Source organism: Pseudomonas fluorescens, from assembly GCF_018614775.1.
In the GTDB taxonomy this organism is placed as follows: Bacteria; Pseudomonadota; Gammaproteobacteria; order Pseudomonadales; family Pseudomonadaceae; genus Aquipseudomonas; species Aquipseudomonas fluorescens_BY.
The window spans coordinates 1-22,264 of record NZ_JAGGOF010000009.1 but is presented as its reverse complement, the minus strand read 5'-3'; the positions used below and the strand labels follow the sequence as shown (position 1 = coordinate 22,264).

The 22,264-nt window shown below is 62.8% G+C and carries 18 protein-coding genes; 6 read left to right on the top strand and 12 right to left on the bottom strand.

Features of this window, described 5'->3' with window-relative positions; translation table 11 throughout:
- Nucleotides 1-110 precede the first annotated feature (110 nt).
- From J7E36_RS02295 to J7E36_RS02285, 3 genes are all read right to left on the bottom strand, one after another.
- Nucleotides 111-1,460: a sigma-54-dependent transcriptional regulator gene (locus J7E36_RS02295; RefSeq protein WP_214999485.1), complete on the bottom strand. Its 1,350-nt coding sequence runs from the start codon at nucleotides 1,458-1,460 to the stop codon at nucleotides 111-113.
- A complete protein-coding gene (locus J7E36_RS02290) occupies nucleotides 1,453-3,261 on the bottom strand; it encodes a sensor histidine kinase (protein WP_435304149.1) in 1,809 nt (602 codons plus the stop codon). Before J7E36_RS02290 ends, J7E36_RS02295 begins: the two co-directional genes overlap by 8 nt.
- A gap of 221 nt (nucleotides 3,262-3,482) precedes the next feature.
- Nucleotides 3,483-5,006, bottom strand: a complete 1,524-nt coding sequence (locus tag J7E36_RS02285) for a fumarate hydratase (RefSeq protein ID WP_214999483.1) — start codon at nucleotides 5,004-5,006, stop codon at nucleotides 3,483-3,485.
- Between the two features lie 558 nt (nucleotides 5,007-5,564).
- Here J7E36_RS02285 and J7E36_RS02280 point away from each other — a divergent pair.
- The 3 genes from J7E36_RS02280 to J7E36_RS02270 are packed head-to-tail and all read left to right on the top strand — an operon-like array spanning nucleotide 5,565 to nucleotide 8,377.
- Nucleotides 5,565-6,671 carry a GGDEF domain-containing protein gene (locus tag J7E36_RS02280; protein WP_214999481.1) on the top strand — a complete coding sequence of 369 codons (1,107 nt, stop codon included), beginning with the start codon at nucleotides 5,565-5,567 and terminating at the stop codon, nucleotides 6,669-6,671.
- Nucleotides 6,664-7,599 (top strand): iron-sulfur-binding ferredoxin reductase, encoded by a 936-nt coding sequence (locus J7E36_RS02275; protein ID WP_214999479.1) that lies wholly within the window; start codon nucleotides 6,664-6,666, stop codon nucleotides 7,597-7,599. The genes J7E36_RS02280 and J7E36_RS02275 overlap by 8 nt, the downstream gene beginning before the upstream one ends.
- Nucleotides 7,600-7,627: 28 nt before the next feature.
- Nucleotides 7,628-8,377: an enoyl-CoA hydratase gene (locus J7E36_RS02270; RefSeq protein ID WP_214999477.1), complete on the top strand. Its 750-nt coding sequence runs from the start codon at nucleotides 7,628-7,630 to the stop codon at nucleotides 8,375-8,377.
- Nucleotides 8,378-8,714: 337 nt separating this feature from the next.
- On the opposite strand, the gene pyk is transcribed toward J7E36_RS02270, so the two are convergent.
- Nucleotides 8,715-10,166, bottom strand: coding sequence for a pyruvate kinase (gene pyk, locus J7E36_RS02265; protein ID WP_214999475.1), 1,452 nt, complete (start codon nucleotides 10,164-10,166; stop codon nucleotides 8,715-8,717).
- A 213-nt stretch (nucleotides 10,167-10,379) separates the two neighbouring features.
- Here pyk and J7E36_RS02260 point away from each other — a divergent pair, with 213 nt between their 5' ends.
- A complete protein-coding gene (locus J7E36_RS02260) occupies nucleotides 10,380-10,754 on the top strand; it encodes a tetratricopeptide repeat protein (protein WP_214999473.1) in 375 nt (124 codons plus the stop codon).
- Between the two features lie 287 nt (nucleotides 10,755-11,041).
- Nucleotides 11,042-11,398 carry a PilZ domain-containing protein gene (locus J7E36_RS02255; protein WP_214999471.1) on the top strand — a complete coding sequence of 119 codons (357 nt, stop codon included), beginning with the start codon at nucleotides 11,042-11,044 and terminating at the stop codon, nucleotides 11,396-11,398.
- Between the two features lie 138 nt (nucleotides 11,399-11,536).
- Here J7E36_RS02255 and J7E36_RS02250 read toward each other — a convergent pair whose 3' ends face one another.
- Complete coding sequence (locus J7E36_RS02250) at nucleotides 11,537-11,890, bottom strand: DUF6124 family protein (RefSeq protein WP_214999469.1); 354 nt, start codon at nucleotides 11,888-11,890, stop codon at nucleotides 11,537-11,539.
- Between the two features lie 457 nt (nucleotides 11,891-12,347).
- On the opposite strand from J7E36_RS02250, the gene J7E36_RS02245 reads away from it, so the two are divergent.
- Complete coding sequence (locus J7E36_RS02245; protein ID WP_214999467.1) at nucleotides 12,348-13,481, top strand: hypothetical protein; 1,134 nt, start codon at nucleotides 12,348-12,350, stop codon at nucleotides 13,479-13,481.
- 46 nt (nucleotides 13,482-13,527) lie between these two features.
- Here J7E36_RS02245 and J7E36_RS02240 read toward each other — a convergent pair whose 3' ends face one another.
- The 7 genes from J7E36_RS02240 to J7E36_RS02210 form a co-directional block, all read right to left on the bottom strand.
- Nucleotides 13,528-14,859: a DUF58 domain-containing protein gene (locus J7E36_RS02240; RefSeq protein ID WP_214999465.1), complete on the bottom strand. Its 1,332-nt coding sequence runs from the start codon at nucleotides 14,857-14,859 to the stop codon at nucleotides 13,528-13,530.
- A gap of 61 nt (nucleotides 14,860-14,920) precedes the next feature.
- Nucleotides 14,921-15,925 (bottom strand): AAA family ATPase, encoded by a 1,005-nt coding sequence (locus tag J7E36_RS02235; RefSeq protein ID WP_214999463.1) that lies wholly within the window; start codon nucleotides 15,923-15,925, stop codon nucleotides 14,921-14,923.
- Nucleotides 15,926-16,021: 96 nt separating this feature from the next.
- Complete coding sequence (locus tag J7E36_RS02230; protein ID WP_214999461.1) at nucleotides 16,022-17,209, bottom strand: Fic family protein; 1,188 nt, start codon at nucleotides 17,207-17,209, stop codon at nucleotides 16,022-16,024.
- A gap of 190 nt (nucleotides 17,210-17,399) precedes the next feature.
- The gene (locus J7E36_RS02225) at nucleotides 17,400-18,563 is read right to left on the bottom strand and encodes a DUF4350 domain-containing protein (RefSeq protein WP_214999459.1); all 1,164 of its coding nucleotides are present in this window, start codon (nucleotides 18,561-18,563) and stop codon (nucleotides 17,400-17,402) included.
- A complete protein-coding gene (locus tag J7E36_RS02220; RefSeq protein ID WP_214999457.1) occupies nucleotides 18,560-20,104 on the bottom strand; it encodes a DUF4129 domain-containing protein in 1,545 nt (514 codons plus the stop codon). Before J7E36_RS02220 ends, J7E36_RS02225 begins: the two co-directional genes overlap by 4 nt.
- Nucleotides 20,091-21,065, bottom strand: coding sequence for a stage II sporulation protein M (locus J7E36_RS02215; protein WP_214999455.1), 975 nt, complete (start codon nucleotides 21,063-21,065; stop codon nucleotides 20,091-20,093). The genes J7E36_RS02220 and J7E36_RS02215 overlap by 14 nt, the downstream gene beginning before the upstream one ends.
- Nucleotides 21,062-21,787 (bottom strand): RDD family protein, encoded by a 726-nt coding sequence (locus J7E36_RS02210; protein ID WP_214999453.1) that lies wholly within the window; start codon nucleotides 21,785-21,787, stop codon nucleotides 21,062-21,064. Before J7E36_RS02210 ends, J7E36_RS02215 begins: the two co-directional genes overlap by 4 nt.
- Nucleotides 21,788-22,264: the final 477 nt, after the last annotated feature.

Below are 22,264 nucleotides of genomic sequence, written 5' to 3'. Positions count from 1 at the left end.
CTTTCGCGAGCAAGCCCGCTCCCACAGGTTTTACTGTGTCTTACCTGCATGCACCTAGCCCCCCGTGGGAGCGAGCCTGCTCGCGATGACGTCAGTCCAGTCGCCCAAAATCAACTGTCCTGCAAAAACATCTCCCGGTTCAACCCATGCCGCTGCATTTTTTCATTGAAGGTGCGTCGGGGCAGTTGCAGCTCTTCGAGCACCGCTTTCACATCACCCTTGTGCCGCGTCAGGGCGGCGCGCAGGCACTGGGCTTCGAAGGCTTCCTGCTGGGCCGCCAGGGATTGGCCGGGCTCCGTGTCCAGGGTGTGCGGCTGATCCAATCCCAGCACCTGGCGTTCGGCGACGTTGGCCAGTTCACGCACATTACCCGGCCAGGCATGGCTAAGCAGATGGCTCAACTGCGGGCCGCTCAGGGGGGCGGCGGGGCGGCCCAGGCGCTCGGCGGCGCTGTGGGTGAAATGTTCGAACAGCAGGGGAATGTCCTCGCGCCGTTCCCGCAACGGCGGCAGGCGCAGTTCGGCGATGTTCAGGCGGTAGGCCAGGTCTTCGCGAAAACGCCCGGCCCGGGCTTCGTCCAACAGGTCGGGCTTGGTCGCGGCGATGATGCGCAGGTCCACACGGATGCTCTGGTTGGAGCCCAGGCGCTCAAGCTTCTGTTCCTGTAGCACCCGCAGCAACTTGACCTGCTGGGCCAGGGGCATGCTCTCGATTTCGTCGAGGAACAACGTACCGCCGTCGGCGTATTCAAGCTTGCCGATGCGCTTGCCCTGGGCGCCGGTAAACGCACCGCTCTCATGGCCGAACAATTCGGCCTCGAACAGCGGCTCGGGGATGGCCGCGCAGTTCAGCGCGACGAAGGGCTTGTTCGCCCTCGGGCCGAAGTCATGCAGGCAGCGAGCGACCAGTTCCTTGCCGCTGCCGGTTTCACCGCGAATCAAAACGTTGACCGGCAGCGTCGCCAGGTCCAGCACCTGACGCCGCAGGTTTTGCAGCGCCCGTGAAACACCCAGCAGTGTCGCGTCGAGCCGGGCCCTGGCGTCGGCCAGTTCATGCAGGCGGCGGTTCTCCAGGACCAGGGCGCGCTTGTCGAGGGCCCGGCGCAGGCTGCCGAGCAGGGCGTCGGGGCTGAAGGGCTTCTCCAGGAAGTCGTAGGCGCCGTCACGCATGGCTTCCACGGCCATTGGCACGTCACCGTGGCCGGTCAACAGAATCACTGGCAGGTCCGGGTCCCGGCGGCGCACTTCGGCCAACAGCTCCAGGCCGCTGAGCCCGGGCATGCGCACGTCGCTGAGAATCACCCCCGGGTAATGCTCCGGCAACTGCGCCAGGCATTCTTCGGCGCGGCTGAACAGTTGCACCTCGAACCCCGACAGGCTCAGCCATTGCTCGACGGCGCTGCGGATGCTGCCTTCGTCATCCACGACCGTTACGCTTTTCAGTTGGGTGTGGCTAAGCATGCAACTGCACCTCCTGATCGATGGGCAACGTCACGCAGAACACCGCGCCGTTCTTATGGTTGTCTGCGGTCAGTCGCCCGCCCGATTCATGAATGATCGCAAACGAAACCGCCAGGCCCAGGCCCAGGCCATCGCCCACCGGCTTGGTGGTGAAGAACGGGTCGAACACCTGGGCCAGATGCTCCTCGGCAATCCCGCTGCCGGTGTCGCTGACGGTCAGGCGCCACAATTGCTCATCGGCCTCCAGGCGCACTTCCAGGCGCTTGAGGGGTTGCTCGGCCATGGCATCGAGGGCGTTGCGCAGCAGGTTGATCAATACCTGTTCGAAGCGGATCGCATCGCCACGCACCCACGCCGGGCGCGTCAGGTGCAGCACGGTGCTGACCTGTTCGTCCCGCAGGCGCGTGTCGAGCAATTGCAGTGCCTGATCGACCACCGCTGCCAGGTCCAGGCGTTCGCGCAAGCCGCTGGGGCTTTTGCGGGCGAATGTCTTCAAGTGGCCGGTGAGGGCGGCCATGCGGGTCAGCATGTCGTCCACCGGTTTGAGGGCCTTGTAGGCGTCATCGACCCGGCCGTGATCCAGCAGCAGGCGCAGGGTTGCCAACTGCATGCGCTGGGCGGTGAGCGGTTGATTGATTTCATGGGCCAGCGCCGCGGACATCTGCCCCAGGGCCGCCAATTTGGCCGATTGCACCAGGCCGTCCTGGGCCGTGCGCAGATCTCGGGTGCGTTCTTCCACCAGGCGCTCCAGTTCTTCGCGGCTGCGCTGACGCAACTTTGCCAGGCGCCAACGCTGGTTGAGGAACAGCAGCAGGAACACCAGCGCCAGCCATGATCCGGCAGCAGCGAGCCCGGCATTGCGCAGGTCTTCGAAGGCGATCTGTGGATGACGCAGCAGGTGCAGCGTCCAGCCTTCAGTCGCCAGCGGCAGGGATTCCCACAGGTAATCGGCACTGCCGCCGGGGGCTGCGACACGGGCCAGGTGGCTGTTGTCGTCAAAGCGCCGCAGCGGTTCGAGGGTCAGGGGTTGCAGCGGTTGCTTGTCGTACTGGCGGGTAGCCTTGAGTTCGGCGCGGTCGCTGTCGGTCAACGGTTGCAAATGGCGATAGCGCCAGCCCGGACGATTGGCGATGAACACGATGCCACGGGCATCGCTGACCAGCAGGGTGTCACTGCCCTGGCGCCATTCGCGTTCAAGCTCGGGAAACTCCAGTTTCACTACCATCGCGCCGAGGAACTCGCCGTTGTCGCCGGTCACGGCACTGGAGAGGAAGTAGCCCGGGATGCCGCTGGTCACGCCCACCGCATAGAAGCGCCCGGAGCCCTGGGTGCGGGTCTGGATGAAATAGGGACGAAAGCCATAGTTGTGCCCCACATAACTGCTGGGCAGGCGCCAGTTACTGGCCGCGACGGCCAGGCCGTTGTGGTCGAGCAGTTCCAGGGTCGAGGATTGGGCGGCGCCGTTGATCTGCTCCAGTTTGCGATTCAACGCGTCCTGCCGCGCGCCCTCCACCGGCCCCTTGAGGGCCGCGCGCAACTCCGGGTCGAGCGCCAGCACCGCGGGCAAGGCCCGGTAGCGTTCGATCAGGGTGTGCAGCGAATTGGCGTACAGCGCCAGTTGCTGGCTGGCCCGGTGGGCGTCTTCCTCCAGGGCTGCGCGCTCGGCGTGGCGCACGGCGAGGGTGGCGGCGACGGCGGCGCCAGCAAGGATCATCAACGTGTACAGCGACAGACGCAAGGTACGGGTGGTTGGCAGCATGCGGGTGTGAACAGTTTGCAAGTCGGGCGGGCACCATAGCATGGCGTGAACATCATTTTCCCAGGCAACCACAAACCCCCCTGTGGGAGCGAGCCTGCTCGCGATGACGGCGGTACATCCGGCATGGATGCAAGCTGACCCACCGCTATCGCGAGCAGGCTCGCTCCCACAGGGTTCCGCAGAGGGTTTTATTGGGGAAAACACACAAAAAAGGCCGGTGGGCATGAAGCTCACCGGCCTTTTTCATAGCGTCGAAGGGTGTGTTACTGCACTTCTACCGCCAGGCTGTCGCTGATCTTCTTCTGCCAGATGGCCGGGCCGGTGATGTGCACCGACTCGCCCTGGCTATCGACCGCAACGGTCACCGGCATGTCCTTGACCTCGAACTCGTAGATCGCTTCCATGCCCAGTTCGGCGAACGCCAGGACCTTGGATTTGCGGATCGCCTGGGCCACCAGGTAAGCGGCGCCACCAACGGCCATCAGGTACACGGCCTTGTTGTCCTTGATCGCTTCGATGGCGGTCGGGCCGCGTTCGGACTTGCCGATCATGCCCAACAGGCCGGTCTGCTCGAGGATCTGGCGGGTGAACTTGTCCATCCGCGTGGCGGTGGTCGGGCCGGCCGGGCCGACGACTTCGTCACCCACCGGGTCGACCGGGCCGACGTAGTAGATGAAGCGGCCCTTGAGGTCCACCGGCAGGGTTTCACCCTTGTTGAGCATTTCCACCATGCGCTTGTGCGCCGCGTCGCGACCGGTGAGCATCTTGCCGTTGAGCAGCACGGTTTCGCCCGGTTTCCAGCTCTGGACTTCTTCCGGGGTCAGGCTGTCGAGGTTGACGCGGCGCGCCGACGGGCCGGCTTCCCAGACGATTTCCGGGTAGGCGTCCAACGGTGGCGCTTGCAGCTCCGCCGGGCCGCTGCCGTCCAGCACGAAGTGGGCGTGGCGGGTGGCGGCGCAGTTGGGGATCATGCACACCGGCAGGGAGGCGGCGTGGGTCGGGTAATCCATGATCTTCACGTCGAGCACGGTGGTCAGGCCACCCAGGCCCTGGGCGCCGATGCCCAGCTGGTTGACTTTCTCGAACAGCTCCAGGCGCATCTCTTCGATACGGTTCTGCGGGCCACGGGCCTTGAGCTCGTGGATGTCGATGGATTCCATCAACACTTCCTTGGCCATGACGGCGGCTTTCTCGGCGGTGCCGCCGATGCCAATGCCGAGCATCCCCGGTGGGCACCAGCCGGCACCCATGGTCGGCACGGTCTTGAGCACCCAGTCGACGATGGAGTCGGACGGGTTGAGCATGGCCATCTTCGACTTGTTCTCGGAACCGCCGCCCTTGGCCGCCACGTCCACTTCCACGGTGTTACCCGGGACGATGGAGTAGTGGATGACCGCCGGGGTGTTGTCCTTGGTGTTTTTGCGTGCGCCTGCCGGGTCGGCGAGGATGGAGGCACGCAGGACGTTTTCCGGCAGGTTGTAGGCGCGACGCACGCCCTCGTTGATCATGTCGTCCAGGCTCATGGTTGCGCCATCCCAACGCACGTCCATGCCCACGCGCACGAACACGGTCACGATGCCGGTGTCCTGGCAGATCGGCCGGTGGCCGGTGGCGCACATGCGCGAGTTGATCAGGATCTGCGCCATGGAGTCACGGGCTGCCGGCGATTCCTCGCGCAGGTAGGCCTCGTGCATCGCCTGGATGAAATCCACGGGGTGGTAGTAGGAAATGAATTGCAGGGCGTCGGCAACGCTCTGAATCAGGTCGTCTTGCTTGATCACGGTCATGAGTCGCGCTCCTCTAAAAGACGGGAACATTCTATAAGGCAGCCTCAAGCAGCGAGCTTCAAGCGGCAAGTTCAGGGCGGTACGCGTACTGCTTCAGCTTGCCGCTTGAAGCTTGCGGCTTGAAGCGGACCCTCAGGGTCAAGGCACGCCGGGTATGCTGGCGCGACACTAAAAAGGCGCGGCAGTATATCGCGCCTGACTGGAAAGGATCAGTTTTTGTGGGAGGCCTGGTGTAAGCAATGCGGGGCGCGAACCGGTGGGAGCAAAGCTTGCTCGCGATGCAGCGCTGCGATTCTCCAGAAGACCGTGGCGGCCTCATCGCGGGCAAGCCTTGCTCCCACAGAAGCTGCCATTGCCTCCACCGCCACCCTCCCATAGTTTGAGCGCCGGTCCCATGCCTGTGCGGTAAACCCTGCGTCATTCTGGGCCATTGCTTTGACGCCATTTTTCTGCGCCAGAATTGAATGGTCATTTGGCCTGCACGCCACTAAAGTGGCGTCTGGCCTGTAGCGTAGGACGCTTCTGTCAGTTCCCCCCTTTCCCATGGTGAGTCAACGATTGACCCATAACGCCATCCAACGTCTTTTGCTGAAACGCTTCGCTTTGGCGGCCGCGACTTACGCGCTGGCATTGGTGTTGTTGTGGCTGGCGTTTTTCAGTGGTCATTACCTCGATTCGCTGCGCGGTGCCATCATCGGCAGCGTGTTGGTGGTGCTGTGCCAGGCCGGGTTGTTCGCGCTGTTTATCACCGGACGCAACCTGCGGTTCGCCGACCCCAGCCTCACCGAAATCCAGGTGTTGGTCGGCCTGGGTTGGCAGACCTGGATGATGGCGCACCTGGACGAGGCCCGGGGCGTGTTCCTGGTGTTCTACGTGTTGATCCTGCTGTTCGGCCTGTTCCATCTGACGCGGCGGGTCTTCGTGCGCTGCGCGACGCTGGTGTTTATCAGCTTTACCGGCATTACCCTCTGGGACGGTTACTTCTTCCGGCTTCCCGACCCTACGCTGGCCGGGTTGCAGGTGTGCGTGCTGTTCATGGTGCTGGTGTGGCTGGTGTTCTACGCCCGCTACGTCCAGACCTCACGTCAGCGCATGCGGCAGCGGCGGTTTGCCTTGCAGGCGCACCAGGACACGCTGCGCGGCATGATGCGCCAACTCGAAGATCTGGTGGCCACGGATGAGTTGACCGGGCTGTTCAACCGTCGGCACTTTTTGCGCCTGGCGTCCCGTGAACTCAACACCCTCAGGCCCGGCGTCGCCCATGGCCTGGCGCTGATCGACCTCGATCATTTCAAACGCATCAACGACTTGCACGGCCACGCCGCCGGCGATCAGGTGCTCCAGGCGTTCGCCAGTGTCGCTACGGCGTGCCTGCGCGAGGGCGATGTGCTGGCCCGTTATGGCGGCGAAGAGTTCGTCATGCTGCTGCCGGCCTGCGACCCCTCGCGCTTGACGGCCTGTTGCGAGCGCTTGCGGCTGGCGTTTACCGAAGTCGAGCTGGTCGGCCTGCAGATCGGTGCGCTCAGCTTGTCGGCGGGCATGACCCTGCTGGAAGTGGGCGATGACCTGGACAACGCCTTGCAACGCGCCGACCAGGCCTTGTACCGTGCCAAGCGAGACGGCCGCAATCGGTGCGCCGCCGCCTGGGAGAGCGTCGATGCCTGAACTGACAGTCGCTGGCCGGCAATGGACGGTGGCGGCGGGCAGTAACCTGTTGGACGCGTTGAATGGGGCCGGTGTGGCGGTGCCCTACAGTTGCCGTGCCGGCAGTTGCCATGCCTGCCTGGTGCAATGCGTGGGCGGCGACGTGCGGGACAGCCGGCCCGATGCCCTGAGCCCGACGCAACGCGATCAGGGCTGGCGGCTGGCCTGCCAATGCCAGGTCATCGAGGATGTGCAGATCCACACCTTCGATCCGCACCGCGACGGCCGGGCGGCCCAAGTGGCGGCGGTGGATTGGCTCGGTGCCCAAGTGTTGCGTTTGCGGGTCACCCCTGAACGACCATTGCGTTACCGGGCTGGGCAGCACCTGGTGCTGTGGGCCGGCGACGTGGCGCGCCCGTATTCCCTGGCGAGCCTGCCCGAGGAAGACCGTTTCCTGGAGTTCCACCTCGATTGTCGCGAGCCCGGCCAGTTCGTGGAGGCGGCGCGACTGCTGAAGGCCGGCGATCCGATCCGCCTCGGCGAACTGCGCGGCGGCGCCCTGCATTACGACCCCGACTGGAACGCCAGGCCGCTGTGGCTGCTCGCCGCCGGTACAGGCCTGGCGCCGCTGTTCGGCCTGCTTCGTGAAGCCCTGCGCCAGCATCACCAAGGCGCAATCCGCCTCATTCACGTCGCCCATGACGCTGCCGGACATTATCTGGCCAAACCCCTGGCGGCACTGGCGGCCAAGCATGAAAACCTCAGCGTAGAGCTTTTCACCGCGGCCGAGGCGTCGTCGGCGTTGGCACAACTGCGGCTTGTTTCCCGGCAAACCCAAGCCTTACTCTGCGGCCATCCCGACCGGGTCGAGGCCTTTGCCAAGCGCCTGTACTTGGCCGGCCTGCCGCGTAACCAACTGCTGGCTGACGTCTTCCTGCCCCGTGGTTGAGCGCTGATTTCCAGACGCGAGACCGACCATGACACACACCCTGCTACATGACCGTGAGCGCGGCCTGCTGACCTTGCGGCTGAATCGCCCGGACAAGAAAAACGCCCTGACCCGGGCCATGTACAGTCAATTGGCCCAGGCCCTGGCGACGGCGGATGCCGACCCGCAGATTCGTGCAGTGCTGCTCACCGGCTCGATCGACTGCTTCACCGCTGGCAACGACATCCTCGATTTCCTTGAGCAGCCGCCGAACGACCTCGACAACCCGGTGTTCCAGTTCATGCTCAAGCTGCTCGAATGCCGCAAACCGGTGATCGCCGCCGTGGCCGGGCCGGCCGTGGGTATCGGCACGACGATGTTGCTGCATTGCGACCTGGTTTACGTCAGTCGGGACGCGCGCCTGCGCATGCCGTTCGTCAACCTGGGGCTGTGCCCGGAATTCGGTTCCAGCCTGATCCTGCCACGGTTGCTGGGCCAGGCCAGGGCCGCGCAATTGTTGCTGCTGGGCGAGGGCTTCAGTGGTGAGCAGGCGGCCGCCTGGGGCCTGGCGAGCGAGGCGCTGGAGTCGGGTGAAGCGGCCCTGGCCAAGGCCCGGGAAGTGGCGCTGCGCTTCGAGTCGCTGCCGCCTGAAGCGATGCGCGTCAGCAAGCAACTGATGAAAGCACCGGACCGCGAAGCGCTGCGTCGGGCGATTGAAGAGGAGGGGGCGTTGTTCATCCAGCGGTTGCGCTCGCCGGAAGCGATGGCGGCGTTGTTGGGGTTTATCAACAGGTCTTAGGTTTTGTAGCGTTTGGGCTGGCGTCATCGCGAGCAGGCTCGCTCCCACAAGGGATTTGTGTTGCCCAATCCCCCAGGTCACCCCTGAACCACTGTGGGAGCGAGCTTGCTCGCGAAAGCGCCGGGTCAGCTTGCATCCATGTTGAATGTGCCACCGCATTCGCGAGCAAGCCCGCTCCCACAGGGTTGGCGGTGATTGGCAATATTCGGGTCAACACAGATCCCTGTGGGAGCGAGCCTGCTCGCGATAGCGGTAGACCAAGCAACACATCCCCCAGCCCGGAAACCAAAAAGCCCCGCCATTTACCTGGCGGGGCTTTTGTCTGTCAGCCGGTCACTCAGACCATCGGGTCGCCGACATGGAGGATTTTCATCCCGTTGGTGCCGCCGATGGTGTGGTAGCTGTCGCCCTTGGTCAGGATGACCCAGTCACCGGTCTGCACGACGCCGCGCTTGACCAGCTCATCCACCGCCGCTTGGCTGACTTCGCCGGGTTGCAGGGCGGCCGGGTCGAACGGCACGGTGTAGACACCCCGGAACATGGCCGCGCGGGCCTGGGTTTCACGGTGCGGAGAGAACGCGTAGATCGGCACCGAGGAGCGGATGCGCGACATGATCAGCGGCGTGTAGCCACTTTCGGTCAGGGCGATGATCGCCTTCACACCGGGGAAGTGGTTGGCGGTGTACATGGTTGCCAGGGCGATGCTCTCGTCGCAACGCTCGAAGGTCTTGCCGATGCGGTGGCTGGAGGTCTTGCTGGTAGGGTGTTTCTCCGCACCCAGGCAGATGCGCGCCATGGCCTGCACTGCCTCGAGCGGGTAGAGGCCGGCGGCGCTTTCGGCCGAGAGCATCACCGCGTCCGTGTAGTCGAGCACAGCGTTGGCTACGTCGGACACTTCGGCACGGGTCGGCATCGGGTTCTGGATCATCGACTCCATCATCTGGGTCGCCACGATCACCGCTTTGTTGTGGCGGCGTGCGTGCAGGATGATCTTTTTCTGGATGCCCACCAGCTCGGCATCGCCAATTTCCACGCCCAGGTCACCACGGGCGACCATCACGGCGTCGGACGCCTTGATCAGGCCATCGAGGGTTTCGTCGTCGGCCACGGCTTCGGCGCGTTCGACCTTCGCCACCAGCCAGGCGGTGCCGCCGGCTTCGTCGCGCAGTTGACGGGCATATTCCATGTCGGCGGCGTCACGGGGAAAGGACACGGCGAGGTAGTCGACTTCCATTTCCGCGGCCAGCTTGATGTCGGCCTTGTCTTTTTCAGTGAGGGCCGGCGCCGTCAGGCCACCGCCACGACGGTTGATGCCCTTGTGGTCCGACAGCGGGCCGCCGATGGTCACGGTGCAGATCAGTTCGGTGGCGGTGGCGGTATCGACGCGCATCACCACGCGACCGTCGTCGAGCAACAGCTCGTCGCCCACGCCGCAATCCTTGACCAGGTCCGGGTAGTCGATACCGACCACCTGCTGGTTGCCTTCGGTCAGCGGATGGCTGGTGGAGAAGGTGAAGGTGTCACCGACCTTCAGCTCGATGCGCTTGTTGGCGAATTTGGCGATGCGGATCTTAGGGCCTTGCAGGTCCCCCAGCAGGGCAACGAAGCGGCCGTGCTTGGCGGCGAGGTCGCGCACCAGCTTGGCACGAGCCTTGTGCTCTTCCGGGGTGCCGTGGGAGAAGTTCAGACGGGCAACGTCCAGGCCAGCCAGAATCAGCTGTTCGAGAACTTCCGGCGAGTTACTGGCCGGGCCAAGGGTAGCGACGATTTTGGTGCGACGGACGGACATGCAAGACTCCTCAAGTTCAAGCGCCAGCGAAGGCTACTATGCTCTTAGGGTGTAGTCATTGTTCATATGCACTACTTATTCGTTTCTTTTTCGAAATGAACATTCCTGAAAATATTCACGCCTGTTCCGAGGGATGGCCTGTGCTCCCACGGATTCGGCACTGAAGATTTCTGCAAACGGGTCGATACAGTGCTCAAGACAGGAGAACCTCCCATGCGATTCGTGCTTTTTATTGCCCTGGCCCTGAGCATCACGGGCTGCACCCGGTGGTCGATGAACCATCACATGAACCTGGCCTACAAAGCCTATGACCGTGGCAATTGCGAGCAGGTGATGCTCGAGCTGTCCCAGGTCGATCGCGCCAGCCGTGCCCGGCGCTACATGCAGCCGGAAGTCTCGATGCTGCGCGGCCAGTGCCTGGAACGGCAGAAACTGTTTGTCGACGCGGCGCAGACCTACCAGTTCATCATCATGCAATACCCCACCAGCGAATACGCGTTCCGTGCCCGCGCCCGCCTCGAAACCTTGCAGAGCCTGGGCCATTACCCGACGCGCAGTGCTACGGCCATCCGCCCTGCGGCGTCTTGATACTGCCCCTCCGAACCCGGCCCGGTAAAATTCCCGGTCACTTATGCGTCGGCGCATTGTCCGAGATGAAAGATTCGTCTCAGGGGTGGTTGCGTCGCAACCTTGAGCTATATTTGTACAAGTTGCTAGAGCTAACCCTCTAGAGCAAGGGGCACCTGTGACCGGCAGCAGTAAGGCCAAAACGCTGGCAAGCGTCTGGCACCGGGATCGGGGAGAGCGAGCCGTTTGGGTTCGTTCCGAAGTATTCGGGTGCCCCTTATTGGGGCGTTCAAAAAGCGATACAAGACATGTACAAAAAGCGGCGCATAGAGCGGCAGCAACTGCCGTGTTTTCTGAAAGTATTCAATGGCATCAACGACAAACCCATCGGTTTCCTGGGCAATGTGTCCCAGGATGGTCTGATGTTGATCAGCCATTTGCCGTTGATGGTGGGCGCGGATTTTGATCTGTTGCTGAAAGTCCCTGGCGATGATGGCCTGCAGCACATTGTGTTGAGAGCCAATTGCCTGTGGTGCCGGGAGGACGTAACGCCGCAACATTTCGACGCCGGTTTCAGCCTGCACTGGGCGCCGCCGGAGTACGGCCAACTGGTCTGCGCGTTGCAACAGTATTTCAGTTTCCACACGCTGCCGGCTTCGGCTTGATGGTCGGGATAGCCCTAATCCCTTGTGGGAGCGAGCCTGCTCGCGATGGCGGTAGATCAGTTGGCAACGCTGTCGACTGATACACCGCCATCGCGAGCAGGCTCGCTCCCACAGGTCATTTCGTCACCGGCTGTTGTATCAGCGCTGAACCTTCGCCTCGTTATCCAGCATCCGCTCCAGCAACAACACCCCCATCTCGCCCATCTGGTGAATCGCCAGGGCCAGGTTGCGCGGGGCGCCTTCCAGGTCTTCGGATAAATCCAGGATCAGCGTGCTCACCGAGCAGAAGGTTTCGTAGGTGTGCGCGAGCATGCCTTCGGGGTCGGCATCCGGGGCGACGATGAAGTAGTCCAGTTGCTTGGCAGTTTTCGGGTCGGGTTGCTCGGCGTGGGGCTTGAGGTAATAGTCCAGGGCCCTTTGGGTAGCCTGTTCGAGTTTTTCGGGATCTAGGAGCGGATCAGTGTGCGGAGGATTCGGTGTTGGCTTGATCATGATTCACTTTTCCATGATGTGGCTGCCACCCAATTCGCGACTAAACGAGGGGTGGCGGCTGGACGCAGGTTAGTCGACCGGTGGAAAAGCGAAGCCCGGCGCGCCCGAGGGCGCCCTGCGAACAGCCACCATCAAGTACGGGGATAGGGGAACCCGACTGGATGAAGCCTGTGCGCACCACTTTTACCACCGGGCGACTAAACCCGATCGCTGGAGATCAGCGACGCGAATCAAGTTACGGGGCAAGGCCAAGGCGCACAAGTCGGCGGATTCTGGCGGATCTGTAGTCCGTTGCGCAAGACGCTGTAGCCACCCGGACATTTCCATGCACCCGGGGGGCTACGTCTGTCGGACCTGTCAGGTTTGACAGGTGTAGGGTTTGTCCGCCTCGTTATTCAATAGGCCTCAAGGTCTGCTGGCACGTTGCTGGCGCTCGCTTCCTATCGAGGCATTGATCATGGACACCAATGATGATTTCAAGAACAGCCGCCCTGAAGACGCCATGAGGGTTGTCCCGCCACCGCGCATTACATTCCCTGAAGAAGGGGGCGTTTTCACTACGACCAGTCTTTTGCGTGGCACGGGTGAGTCAAACGCTTTTGTGCAGGTTTTCCGGCAGGGCGGCCAAGTACTGTCCGATGAGACTTTTGTCGTCAATGGTGTTTGGGAGACGTTTTTGAATGCGTCTTTGCTCGTGGGGGGAGAAATCACCCTAACGGCCAGACAGAGGCTAGCAGTCGAATACTCGGATTGGGCCCCCCATGTCACCGCAACAGTAGTGACCGTGCCGGGCGTTGAAGCCCCACGCCCAAATTCGGAGATGCGCAGAAGGACGATTTTTTCTGGCACCGGTGTACCCGGGGCGTATGTGGATATTGGCTATCTTGTAAAGGGGGCTGAAACTCACCTTTTAAAAGTGCCGGTTGAGGAGGATGGGAGCTGGCGTACGACGGTGTACTTTCCCGTTCCTGTGACAGGGGGATATACGTTTGCTGTCTCGCAGAGTATTGACGAGGTGTATTCGCCGGGAGTTCTTATTCCTATAAGGTTCCTTGCCGATCCTGTCATTACTGAACCCGCAGAGGGTTCTTACCAATCCACGTCGTTTACTTTGACTGGCTCCAACGCACGACTGAACGACAGAATTCACATTTTCGACGAAGAAAACCAGCCAGTCGGCGTAAGCGATCTGGTGATAGACGATGACTGGCGTTGTGCTGTTACGGTCCGTCCGGGTATCCGGTCATTGGTCGCGATCGGTAAGAATGGTGCAGAAGAAACCTCCCCTGGCGTTCCCCGGTCGTTCAACGTTCGTCCTGGCGCATTGACCCATATCAACGTTACCTACCCAACTGACACTACGATCAAGTTTTCAGGCGAAGGCGATACCGGCGCATTGGTTCAGATTACAGTCCTCTCCGGTCCCGTTTCCCCGAGGCTGATCATGGCGTCAGTGATCGATGGCAAATGGGAGGCAATCGAGAGCTGGGTATTTGGTCGTCACGACTTGAGCGCGGTTCAAAAATTTAGCGACATTGGCGGTGGCTGGACGGAATCACCGCCTTATAGATTTTTCATCGGAGAGAACTAGGGAAGCGGTTACGGCGTAGGGATCGTTGATATTCACTGTCGATTACCTACAAATTCCCCGCCTTCTTCCATCCCAAGTACAACGTCACCAGGTCCGCGCCCAACTCGCTGGGGCGCGAGTCCAGAGCCGGGACGCCGTGGGCCGCCAACTGCTTGTGCAGTTCGGCCCGTGCATTCAAGTAATCCACTGTCCCGCAATAGGCCAAGGCCTCGGGCAGGGTTTGCACCGGTGCCTGGCGCAACCGATCGAGGGCCTCTTCTCGCAGGCTGGCCACCAGCACCCGATGCTGTTGCCCCAGCCGTTTCACGGCCCCGAGCAGATCCGCGTCGTCCTCATCCCTCAGGTTGGTCACCAGCACCACCAGCGCCCGGCGTTTCTGTCGGGCCAGCAGTTGGGTCACGGCGGCCTGGTAGTCGGCGGGGCGTTGGCTGCTGTCCAGGTCGTACACCGTGTTGAGCAGGACGTTGAGCTGGCCGCTGCCCTTGACCGGTGCGAGGTAGCGGGCCTGGTCGCTGGCGAAGGTGCTCAGGCCCACGGCATCGCCCTGGCGCAGCGCGGTGTAGCTGAGCAGCAGGCAGGCGTTGAGGGCGTGGTCGAAATGCGACAGTTCGCCGTCCTGGCTGCGCATGCGCCGGCCGCAATCGAGCATGAAGATGATCTGCTGGTCGCGCTCGTCTTCGTACTCCCGGGCAATCGGCGCGCGGTGGCGGGCCGTGGCCTTCCAGTCGATCTGGCGCAGGCTGTCGCCCTCGCGAAATTCGCGCAGTTGATGGAATTCCTGGCCCTGGCCGCGCCGTTGACGCTGGCGGATGCCCAGTTGGCTGAGCCAGTTGTCCACCGCCAGCAGTTGACCGTCGTAGAGCCGGGCAAAGTCCGGGTAGACGCGGGTGGCGTCGAGCGCGGCCAGCAGACGTCGGTCAGACCACAACCCCAGCGGGCTCGGCAGGCTGATTTCACAGCGTTCGAAGCGGAAGTGACCGCGCTTGAGTGGCCGCAAGCGGTAGCCGACCTGGCTGCGTTGGCCGGGTTGAAGCTCGACCATCAGGGGCAGGTTTTCAAAGTCCAGTCCGTCCGGTACGTGGTCGAAGACCTGGATGTGCAAGGGCTGGGTAAAATCATGCGCGAGTTCCAGCCGGACTTCGCCCCAGCGTCCCAGCGCCAGGCTGCCGGGCATCTGCCGCCGCACCTGGGGCGAGGGCAAGCGCTTGAGGCGCACGGCGTCGAGCAGCGCCAGGGCCAGCAGGGCGAGCATCAAGCCCCAGTTGATCGACAGCAGCGTCGGCGCAATGGCAATCCCCAGCGCCCGCAATGCGCCCGGCAGGACACTCGCGGCCAGCAGGACCGCGAGCCAGATCAGCAGCAGGCGCGAGGGTTTCATGGGCGCGTTCCACTGACGATGGCGTCTGTCACAGTGGGCATCGTTGTCATGATATTCGGCTTCACAACCGCGGTGCCGGCACTTGATCGAGCAATTGCCCCAGCACCTGGTCCACCGAGAGCCCTTCGATGTCCAGCTCTGGCGCCAGTCGCACCCGGTGGCGCAGCACGGCCAGGGCGCAGCCCTTGATGTCGTCCGGCACCACGAATTCGCCACCGCGCAACAGCGCCCGCGCTCGCGCGCAACGCACCAGTGCTATCGAGGCCCGTGGCCCGGCGCCGAGGGTCAGGCCCGGCCAACTGCGGGTGGTGCGGGCCAGGCGCACGGCGTAGTCGAGCACCTGGTCGTCCATCGGCAGATCGCTGGCGATGCGTTGCAGCGCTTGCACGTCCTTGGCTTGCAACACCGTGCGCAGCGGCTGCACGTCGAGCATGTCGGCGCGGGTCGAGCGGCTGACCTGGCGAACCATGTCCAGCTCGCGCTCCGCGTCCGGGTAGTCCATGCGCACCTTGAGCATGAAGCGGTCGAGCTCGGCTTCCGGCAGCGGGTAAGTGCCTTCCTGCTCGATGGGGTTCTGGGTGGCGAGCACCATGAACGGCTGGGCGATGGGCAGGGCGCGGCCTTCGAGGGTGACCTGGCGCTCCTGCATGGCTTCGAGCAACGCGGCCTGGGTCTTGGCCGGCGCGCGGTTGATCTCATCCGCCAGCAACAGGTTGGTGAACACCGGGCCCTTGCGCAGCTTGAACTGCTCGGTCTGCAAGTCGTACACCGCGTGCCCGGTGACGTCGCTGGGCATCAGGTCGGGGGTGAACTGGATGCGCGTGAACTCGCCACCGAAACAGCGGGCCAGGGCACGCACCAGCAAGGTCTTGCCCAACCCGGGAACGCCTTCGAGCAAGACATGACCGCCGGCAATCAAGGCCGTCAGCACATCGTCGATCACCGCCACCTGGCCGACCACGGCTTTGTGCAACTCGGTGCGGATGGCCTGGGCCAGCTGACTGGCGCGCTGGCGCTGCTGGACGGCGTGGGCCTGGCCGTCGACAGGTTCGTTTTGTTCAGTCATCGGTTCTGGCGCTCTCATAACGGTTGAATCCTAATACCCTTTTATAAAACATCAGGGCCGCGCGATTTTGTGAGGACGTGCACTTATCTGGCACATCTAACTCATTTGGAAATGCAGGTTCGGAAAGATCAATCCAGCGAAGCGTGCCGGCAAACCCGCTTCCACCGTGCGGGATCTGGGGGTGCTACTGACCACTATTCCCGCTTCGATCAGGCGGCCCAGCTCCTCCGTTGCAAGTCGATCCTTTAATCCTGTGAACACTTTGAACTCCGCCCGCGGCATAGCACCTTGGGTAAGAAGCGCCAACACAGCAGCGGCGCTGCCAGGCCGGATGCCGGCACGATGAAGGCCAGGATCCGTCGAGAACACATGAACAACCTGCTCGCGCAACTTGGCCGGGTTCAGCGAGGTCGTCATGTATTCAATCTGGTCGCGGCAGACATCGAGCATGAACTCGATGAAGTTGAAGTAGTGGCGCTGTGAGAGTTGGCCGCGCCCGTCATAATCACCTTCACGGGGACGATCAGCCAACGCCAGGAAGCGATAGTAGTCATCCTGCCTGCGAGCCAGGCCACGAGACAGTGACCAGAGGAAAGGTTTGAGCCCGAGGTGAATAAGTTGCAGGTGGGTGAGCATCCGGGTCACCCGGCCATTACCATCCAGGAAGGGGTGAACAAGCGCCACTCGGTGATGACCTGCCAGGGCAGCGATCAACTGGCGACGCGGATCCCTGATTCGCCCATAGTGCAACTGCAGGTGCTGAAGCATGGGCAATACAGCTGCGGCCGCTGGAGCGACATGAACGCCGACCTGGACCTGTTCATCCTCTTCGGCCCGCAGTCTGCCCGGCTCCATCAAGCGGCCATCGCCAAGGGGCAGTTCTTCTGTGGACGCGGCTTTGAACAGACGGCGATGAATGGCAGCGATCAACTTGGGATCGAACATGGCAGAGAAGCTGTCCGCTGGTCGCATGCGAAGCATTCGCTCCATCACCTCCTGCTGGGTCATGTGTTGCACAGCAAGCTCTTTGAGCTGCTTTCTTTCCCGTTTGGGTGTTGTGCGGGCGGCCTGGAGATCAGCAATCTCGGTTCGATGACCTTCAATCAGGTTCGAGTAGTAGGTGTTGGTAATGCGCAACAGGCCTGCCAGTTGCCTGGACGTCTCATCGGCCAGCCGTCCTGCAAGAAACTCTGCCTTGCGCGGCAACTGATCTGCGGCCTGAATGATCGAGTCGGGCAGATTTTCTGGCAGTACCGGGTCAAGGTATGTTTTCGAGGTAATCATTGTCTGGCTTCCAACGAACAAAAACGGCCATCTATTCGAAAATATTTGCGGAAATTTATGCGGAAAAATAAACAGCCGCTAATGCCCGTAATCGCTAGGTATAGTGATATTTTTCGTTGGAAATAAGCCAGCGGTTTTGCGGATTTTTCTGCGCAAAACCACGATTGAGTCATTCGGGACCCGCTGCCGTTCATAAGGCATTCCTGAGGGTTTGCAAATGGGCGACCTGGCGGCAGAACTCGGCGTGGGACAGGCGTTGTTTCGGCCGTGGGCTCAAGGCTTGGCTGATGGCTCGCGTCGACTGGCGGGTCAGGCGGGCGAGGACTTGCCATTGTTCGGCCACGGCCAATTGGTCGAAGCCTGGATGCAACTGGCGGGCGCGGCGCAGTACGTCCTGTTGCAGGGCGTGCAGCAGGTGTTGCCGGCCGTTGTGACGCAAGTGGAAACCGGCGCTGGCCTGCAGGTGTTCCTCCAGTTGGCGCCGGGCCTTGGACGCGGGTTGCTGGGTCGGGCCAAGGCGCACCGCCGAACGCCAGAGCCACAGCGCAATCAAGGCCGCCAGCGCCACCAGCGCCTGGGGGAAATAACGCAGCAGCAGGGTCAGCAGGCTGTCGTGGTCGGTGTTGAACAGCAGCGTGACGGTGGTGTCGGCGCTCAGGTACCAGAGCAGCCAGGCGTTGTCGTATTGACTGATATGGTCGTTCTTCCACAGCTCGGCGTCGGTGATCACGGTGATCGAGCCCAGGCCATGGTTGACTTGCATCATGTGGGTCGACAGGGCGCTGTTCGCCCAGGCCTGGGCCAGGTTGTGCGGGTCTTCGAGGTGGAAGTCGGTGTCGAAGTCGACATACGCCGGCGCCTCTTCATCCTCCAGGTACAACTTGGTCAGCTTGGGGTAAGGGTCCTTGATGAGGTCCGGTGCCGGTTCCTTGAGGTCCTTGCTCATGAGTTGGTGCAGGCTTACGCGGTCCAGCAGCAAGTCGCCGCTGCTGCCGGTGCTGTCATCCCACAGGGCTTCGGCGACAAACAACAGGCGGCCACCGGCGCGGGTCCAGTTCAGCACCTGCTCGACTTGTCGGGGCGTCATGTTGGTGCGTTCGCCCAGCAACAACAGGCTGTGCTGGCGCGGTTCAAGGGTGGGCAGGACATCGAGGTTGTTGGCGTGTGCAACGCTGATGCCCTGTTGACGCAGGAAGTGTTCGGCCGCCAGGTAAGGGTTCGCCTGGGCTTCAGGAGACGGGCCGTGATCGATGGTTTCCTGGTACGGCACGGCCTTGGCGCCGAGGTACATGACCAGGGCGCCTGTCAGCGCCACCACCAGGGCCACGACCAGCCATCCCGTGCGCCGGCTCATTGGGGCGCCCCCGGGCCGAACAGCCCGCGCCAACCGTCGCACAGCTGCTGTTGCACGTCAGACGGGGGCGCCCGGTGCCCATAGGCAATGTTCTGCCAATGCAGGGTCAGGTTTTTGCTGAACCCCAGCAGGCTTTCATGTTCAAGCTGTTCGACCCGTTGCAGCACCTGGCCTTCGGTGTCGGCAGCTTTCAACGGGACCTTGAAGTCGTGGTGCAAGCGGCTCAGCAGCGCCCGGTACAGCAGGCCCAGGGCCTCTCGTGGATTGGCTGACCACAGTTGCTCGACGCTGGCCGCGACGTCCACCGGCAGGCTCTCTTCGCGGATATCCAGGCCGAACATGCGCGCCGGTGCCGGTCGCTCGATGCTCGGTTGTTGGGCTGGGCGGCGAATCACCAGGGCCTTGAATCGTTCACGATAACGCCAGGCCAACCAGACGATCGCGCCCACCAGGCAGGCCCAGAGCACAATCTGGATCAGCCCGGCGACGAGGTCGAAGCGTTGACCGGCCAGCCATTTGAACAATGCCTTGAGCCAGCCCGGGTTCGACTGGGTGTTGGTGTCGGGAGACTCGGCAGTTTCATCGTCAAAACGATAACGGGTGATCGTCTCCGGATTCTTGAACGGTGGCGCTTCGAGGATCGCTTTGATGCTGTCCCGGGAGGCTTCGCTGGTGAGCGGCTGGTTGAGCAGGCGCGGGCTGTCGGGGGCGATGCTGGCCTCGTCGGCCCAGGCCGGAGGCGCCAGCGGCACGAGCGTCAAGGCCAGCAGCATCAACACCGGGGCCACGCCGCTGAGGCGCTGGCGCAGGCGGCGGAACACCAGCTCGATGTCCCAGGCTTCGAGGATCGTGCGGCGGTTCAGGTAGAGGCTGAAACCGCAGGCGACGTAGATCGGCTCCCAGACGATCAGCAACAGCGGATATAGCACGTTGAGCAGGTGTTCAAACCACAGCCAGTCCTGTTCGGTCGCGGCAATCAGCTTTTGCCAGTCCCATTCCAGTTCGACCTGTTGCGGCACGAACAGATAGAACAGGGCCATCAGGCCGAACCACAGGACGGTTTCCAGGTGCACGCCGATGATGGTCAACCATTGCGCCGCGCCGCCGTTGCGTTGCAATAGCACTCGCAAGCGCTGCTCCCGCGCCTCGCCGGCAAGGCCTTCCAGTTGTACCACGGGCATCAGGAAGCTGCGGCTCAGGCTCAGCCGGCGCCAGGTCAGGCTCGCCAACAGCTGCGGCTTGAGCAGCGCGGGCCACTGGCGCAAGGCTTGCTTCAACGTCGGCGTTTCGCCAAACAGCGCCTCGGACAAAATGTACAGTGGCAGGCGGTCGAAGGCCGGCTTCAGCCACCAGAACAGGAACACCACCAGGGAGGGCGACTTCCATAGCAACAGCGTCAGCAGCGCATACACCGGCAAGGTAATGATGGCCCAGCTGGTCATCAGCAATCGCCGATGTTGCTGGCTCATCAGCACGCCAAGGTCCATGGCTTCCCAGGTGGTGCGGGGGCGGATGACAACGGTGGCGTCACTCAGGCGCATGGCGGACCCGTCCGGCAAGCGACAGATAGCTGATCACCAGCAGCCACAGCAAGGCGCCGACGGTGTATTTGGTTGCGGGCGTCACCGCACTGGACGACCAGTACGCCTCGATGAAGGCGGCGATGAGCAGGAACAGGACGACCCCGGCGATGATCAGCACGCTCTTGCCGGCAGCGAGCCGCAGGGCTTCGCCCCGGGTGAGGCGTCCCGGTGCGATCAGTGCCCAGCCCAATTGCAGGCCGGCGGCGCCCGCCAGGGCGATGGCCGTGAGTTCGAACGCACCGTGGCCGATCACGAACGACCAGAACGTCCCCCCGGAGCCGATCTGGGTCAGATGGCCGGCGATCGCGCCGATGGTCAGGCCGTTGAAAAACAGGAAGAACGCGCTGCCCAGGCCAAACATCAGGCCACTGGCGAACGTCTGAAAAGCGATGCCGATGTTATGCATGATGTAGTAGCCGAACATGACCCAGTCTTCGCTGGAGGCCCGTTCGATGGAGCGCCCCAGGTGACCGGCGGCGGGGTCGTACATGCTGCGGATCTGGCTGACTTCGTCGGCGCCCAGCACGCTGTAGACCAATTCGGGAAACAGATAGACCAACAGCCCGATGCCCACCAGGCTGCCCATGAACATCACACTCGCGGCCAACACGAAGCGCCATTGTTCGCGCACCAGTCGAGGAAAGCCGGCGAGGATGAAGTCCGACAGGCGGGCTGAGGGACGGCTGCGGTCCCGATAGAGTTGCTGGTGACCACGCAACGCCAGTTGTTGCAGGCTGTCCACCAGCAAGCTGCTGTAACCCCGGGCCTGGGCCAGTGCCAGGTGATGGCAAAGCCGGCGGTAGGCGGGTGGAAAGTCGCTGCCCTCGGGCACGTTGCGGCTGCGTTCCAGCTGGTCGAGCAGCCGGGAAAGTTGATCCCATTCCCCTTGGTGGCGGCTTTCGAAAAGGCTTTGCTTCATGTGGGCCCCAGCAGGCCACGGGCGATGCCATTGAGTCGGCCAACGGCCTGGTGAGCCTGGACGTTCAATGGCGCGGCCAGGATCACGGCCAGTTCGTTGACCCGCGCGGGGGACAAATCAGCCTGGCGCTCGGCGAAACCCAGTACGGTGCGTTGCTCGTCGACACTCAGGGCAAACGGCGCACGCAGCGGTTCTGCCAAGGGCAGCGCGGGGCGTTTGACCGGCTGCTCGCGATACACCACCAGCGTACCGGCCGCCAGGTCGCCCAGACGTTTGAAGGCAGGATGTTGCAGGCAACTGATCGCGCCGAAGGTATAGCCGAAGGGCAGCATGTCGACAAAGCGCAACAGGTTGCGGATCAGCGACGCCGACCAGCCGATGGGCCGGCCATCGTCCTGCACCACCCGCAAGCCCATGATCTGTTTGCCTGGGGAACGTCCCTGGTGCAGCACTTCAAAAAGCACCATGTACCACCAACTGATGACAAACAGCAGGATGGAACCCAGGCCCATCCCCAGCTCACCGAAAAACGCCAGAATGAGGAACACAAGGCCCAGCACCAGGCCGCGTATCGCCAGGTCGATGGCAAAGGCCAGGGAACGGACCATCAACCCCGCCGGGCGCAGCGGCAGGTCGATGCCTTCGGGCGTTTCAACCTGATACCGCGTGTCCAGTGGCGGCGGCAGCGTCGCGGTCCTTTGCAGTGCTGGTGTCTCGAGCATGGGCAACCTGAGTGATGGGCCGGGTCGAACGGTCGATGTCGGGGTCGATGCTAGCAGAAACTGTAGGCGCTGAGCTTGCTTGCGATCGCGGTGTGTGAGGTTGTATTGATGTGGATGTGCTGTCGTCATCGCGAGCAGGCTCGCTCCCACAGTTGACCGGGGGCCACTTCAGATTTGCATGTAAACAAATGGCCCCTGTGGGAGCGAGCCTGCTCGCGATGGCGTGGGGCAGTGGGTGATGAGGTTGACTGCTGCACCGCTTTCGCGAGCAAGCCCGCTCCCACAGGGGAAACGCGTAACTCTCCAAAGACAGGTCGGCTCTAAGGCCGCCTCGGCGAGCCTTTGATCTTGGGCGCCCCGTTAACCACGCTGGCCGAACGCAGGTATTGAGGAGTGGGCAACCCGGCATGGATGCCGGGTTAGCCGCGCTGGGCCATGGATGGCCCTTCGCGGCGGGCCCACGGAGCAATGCCGGAG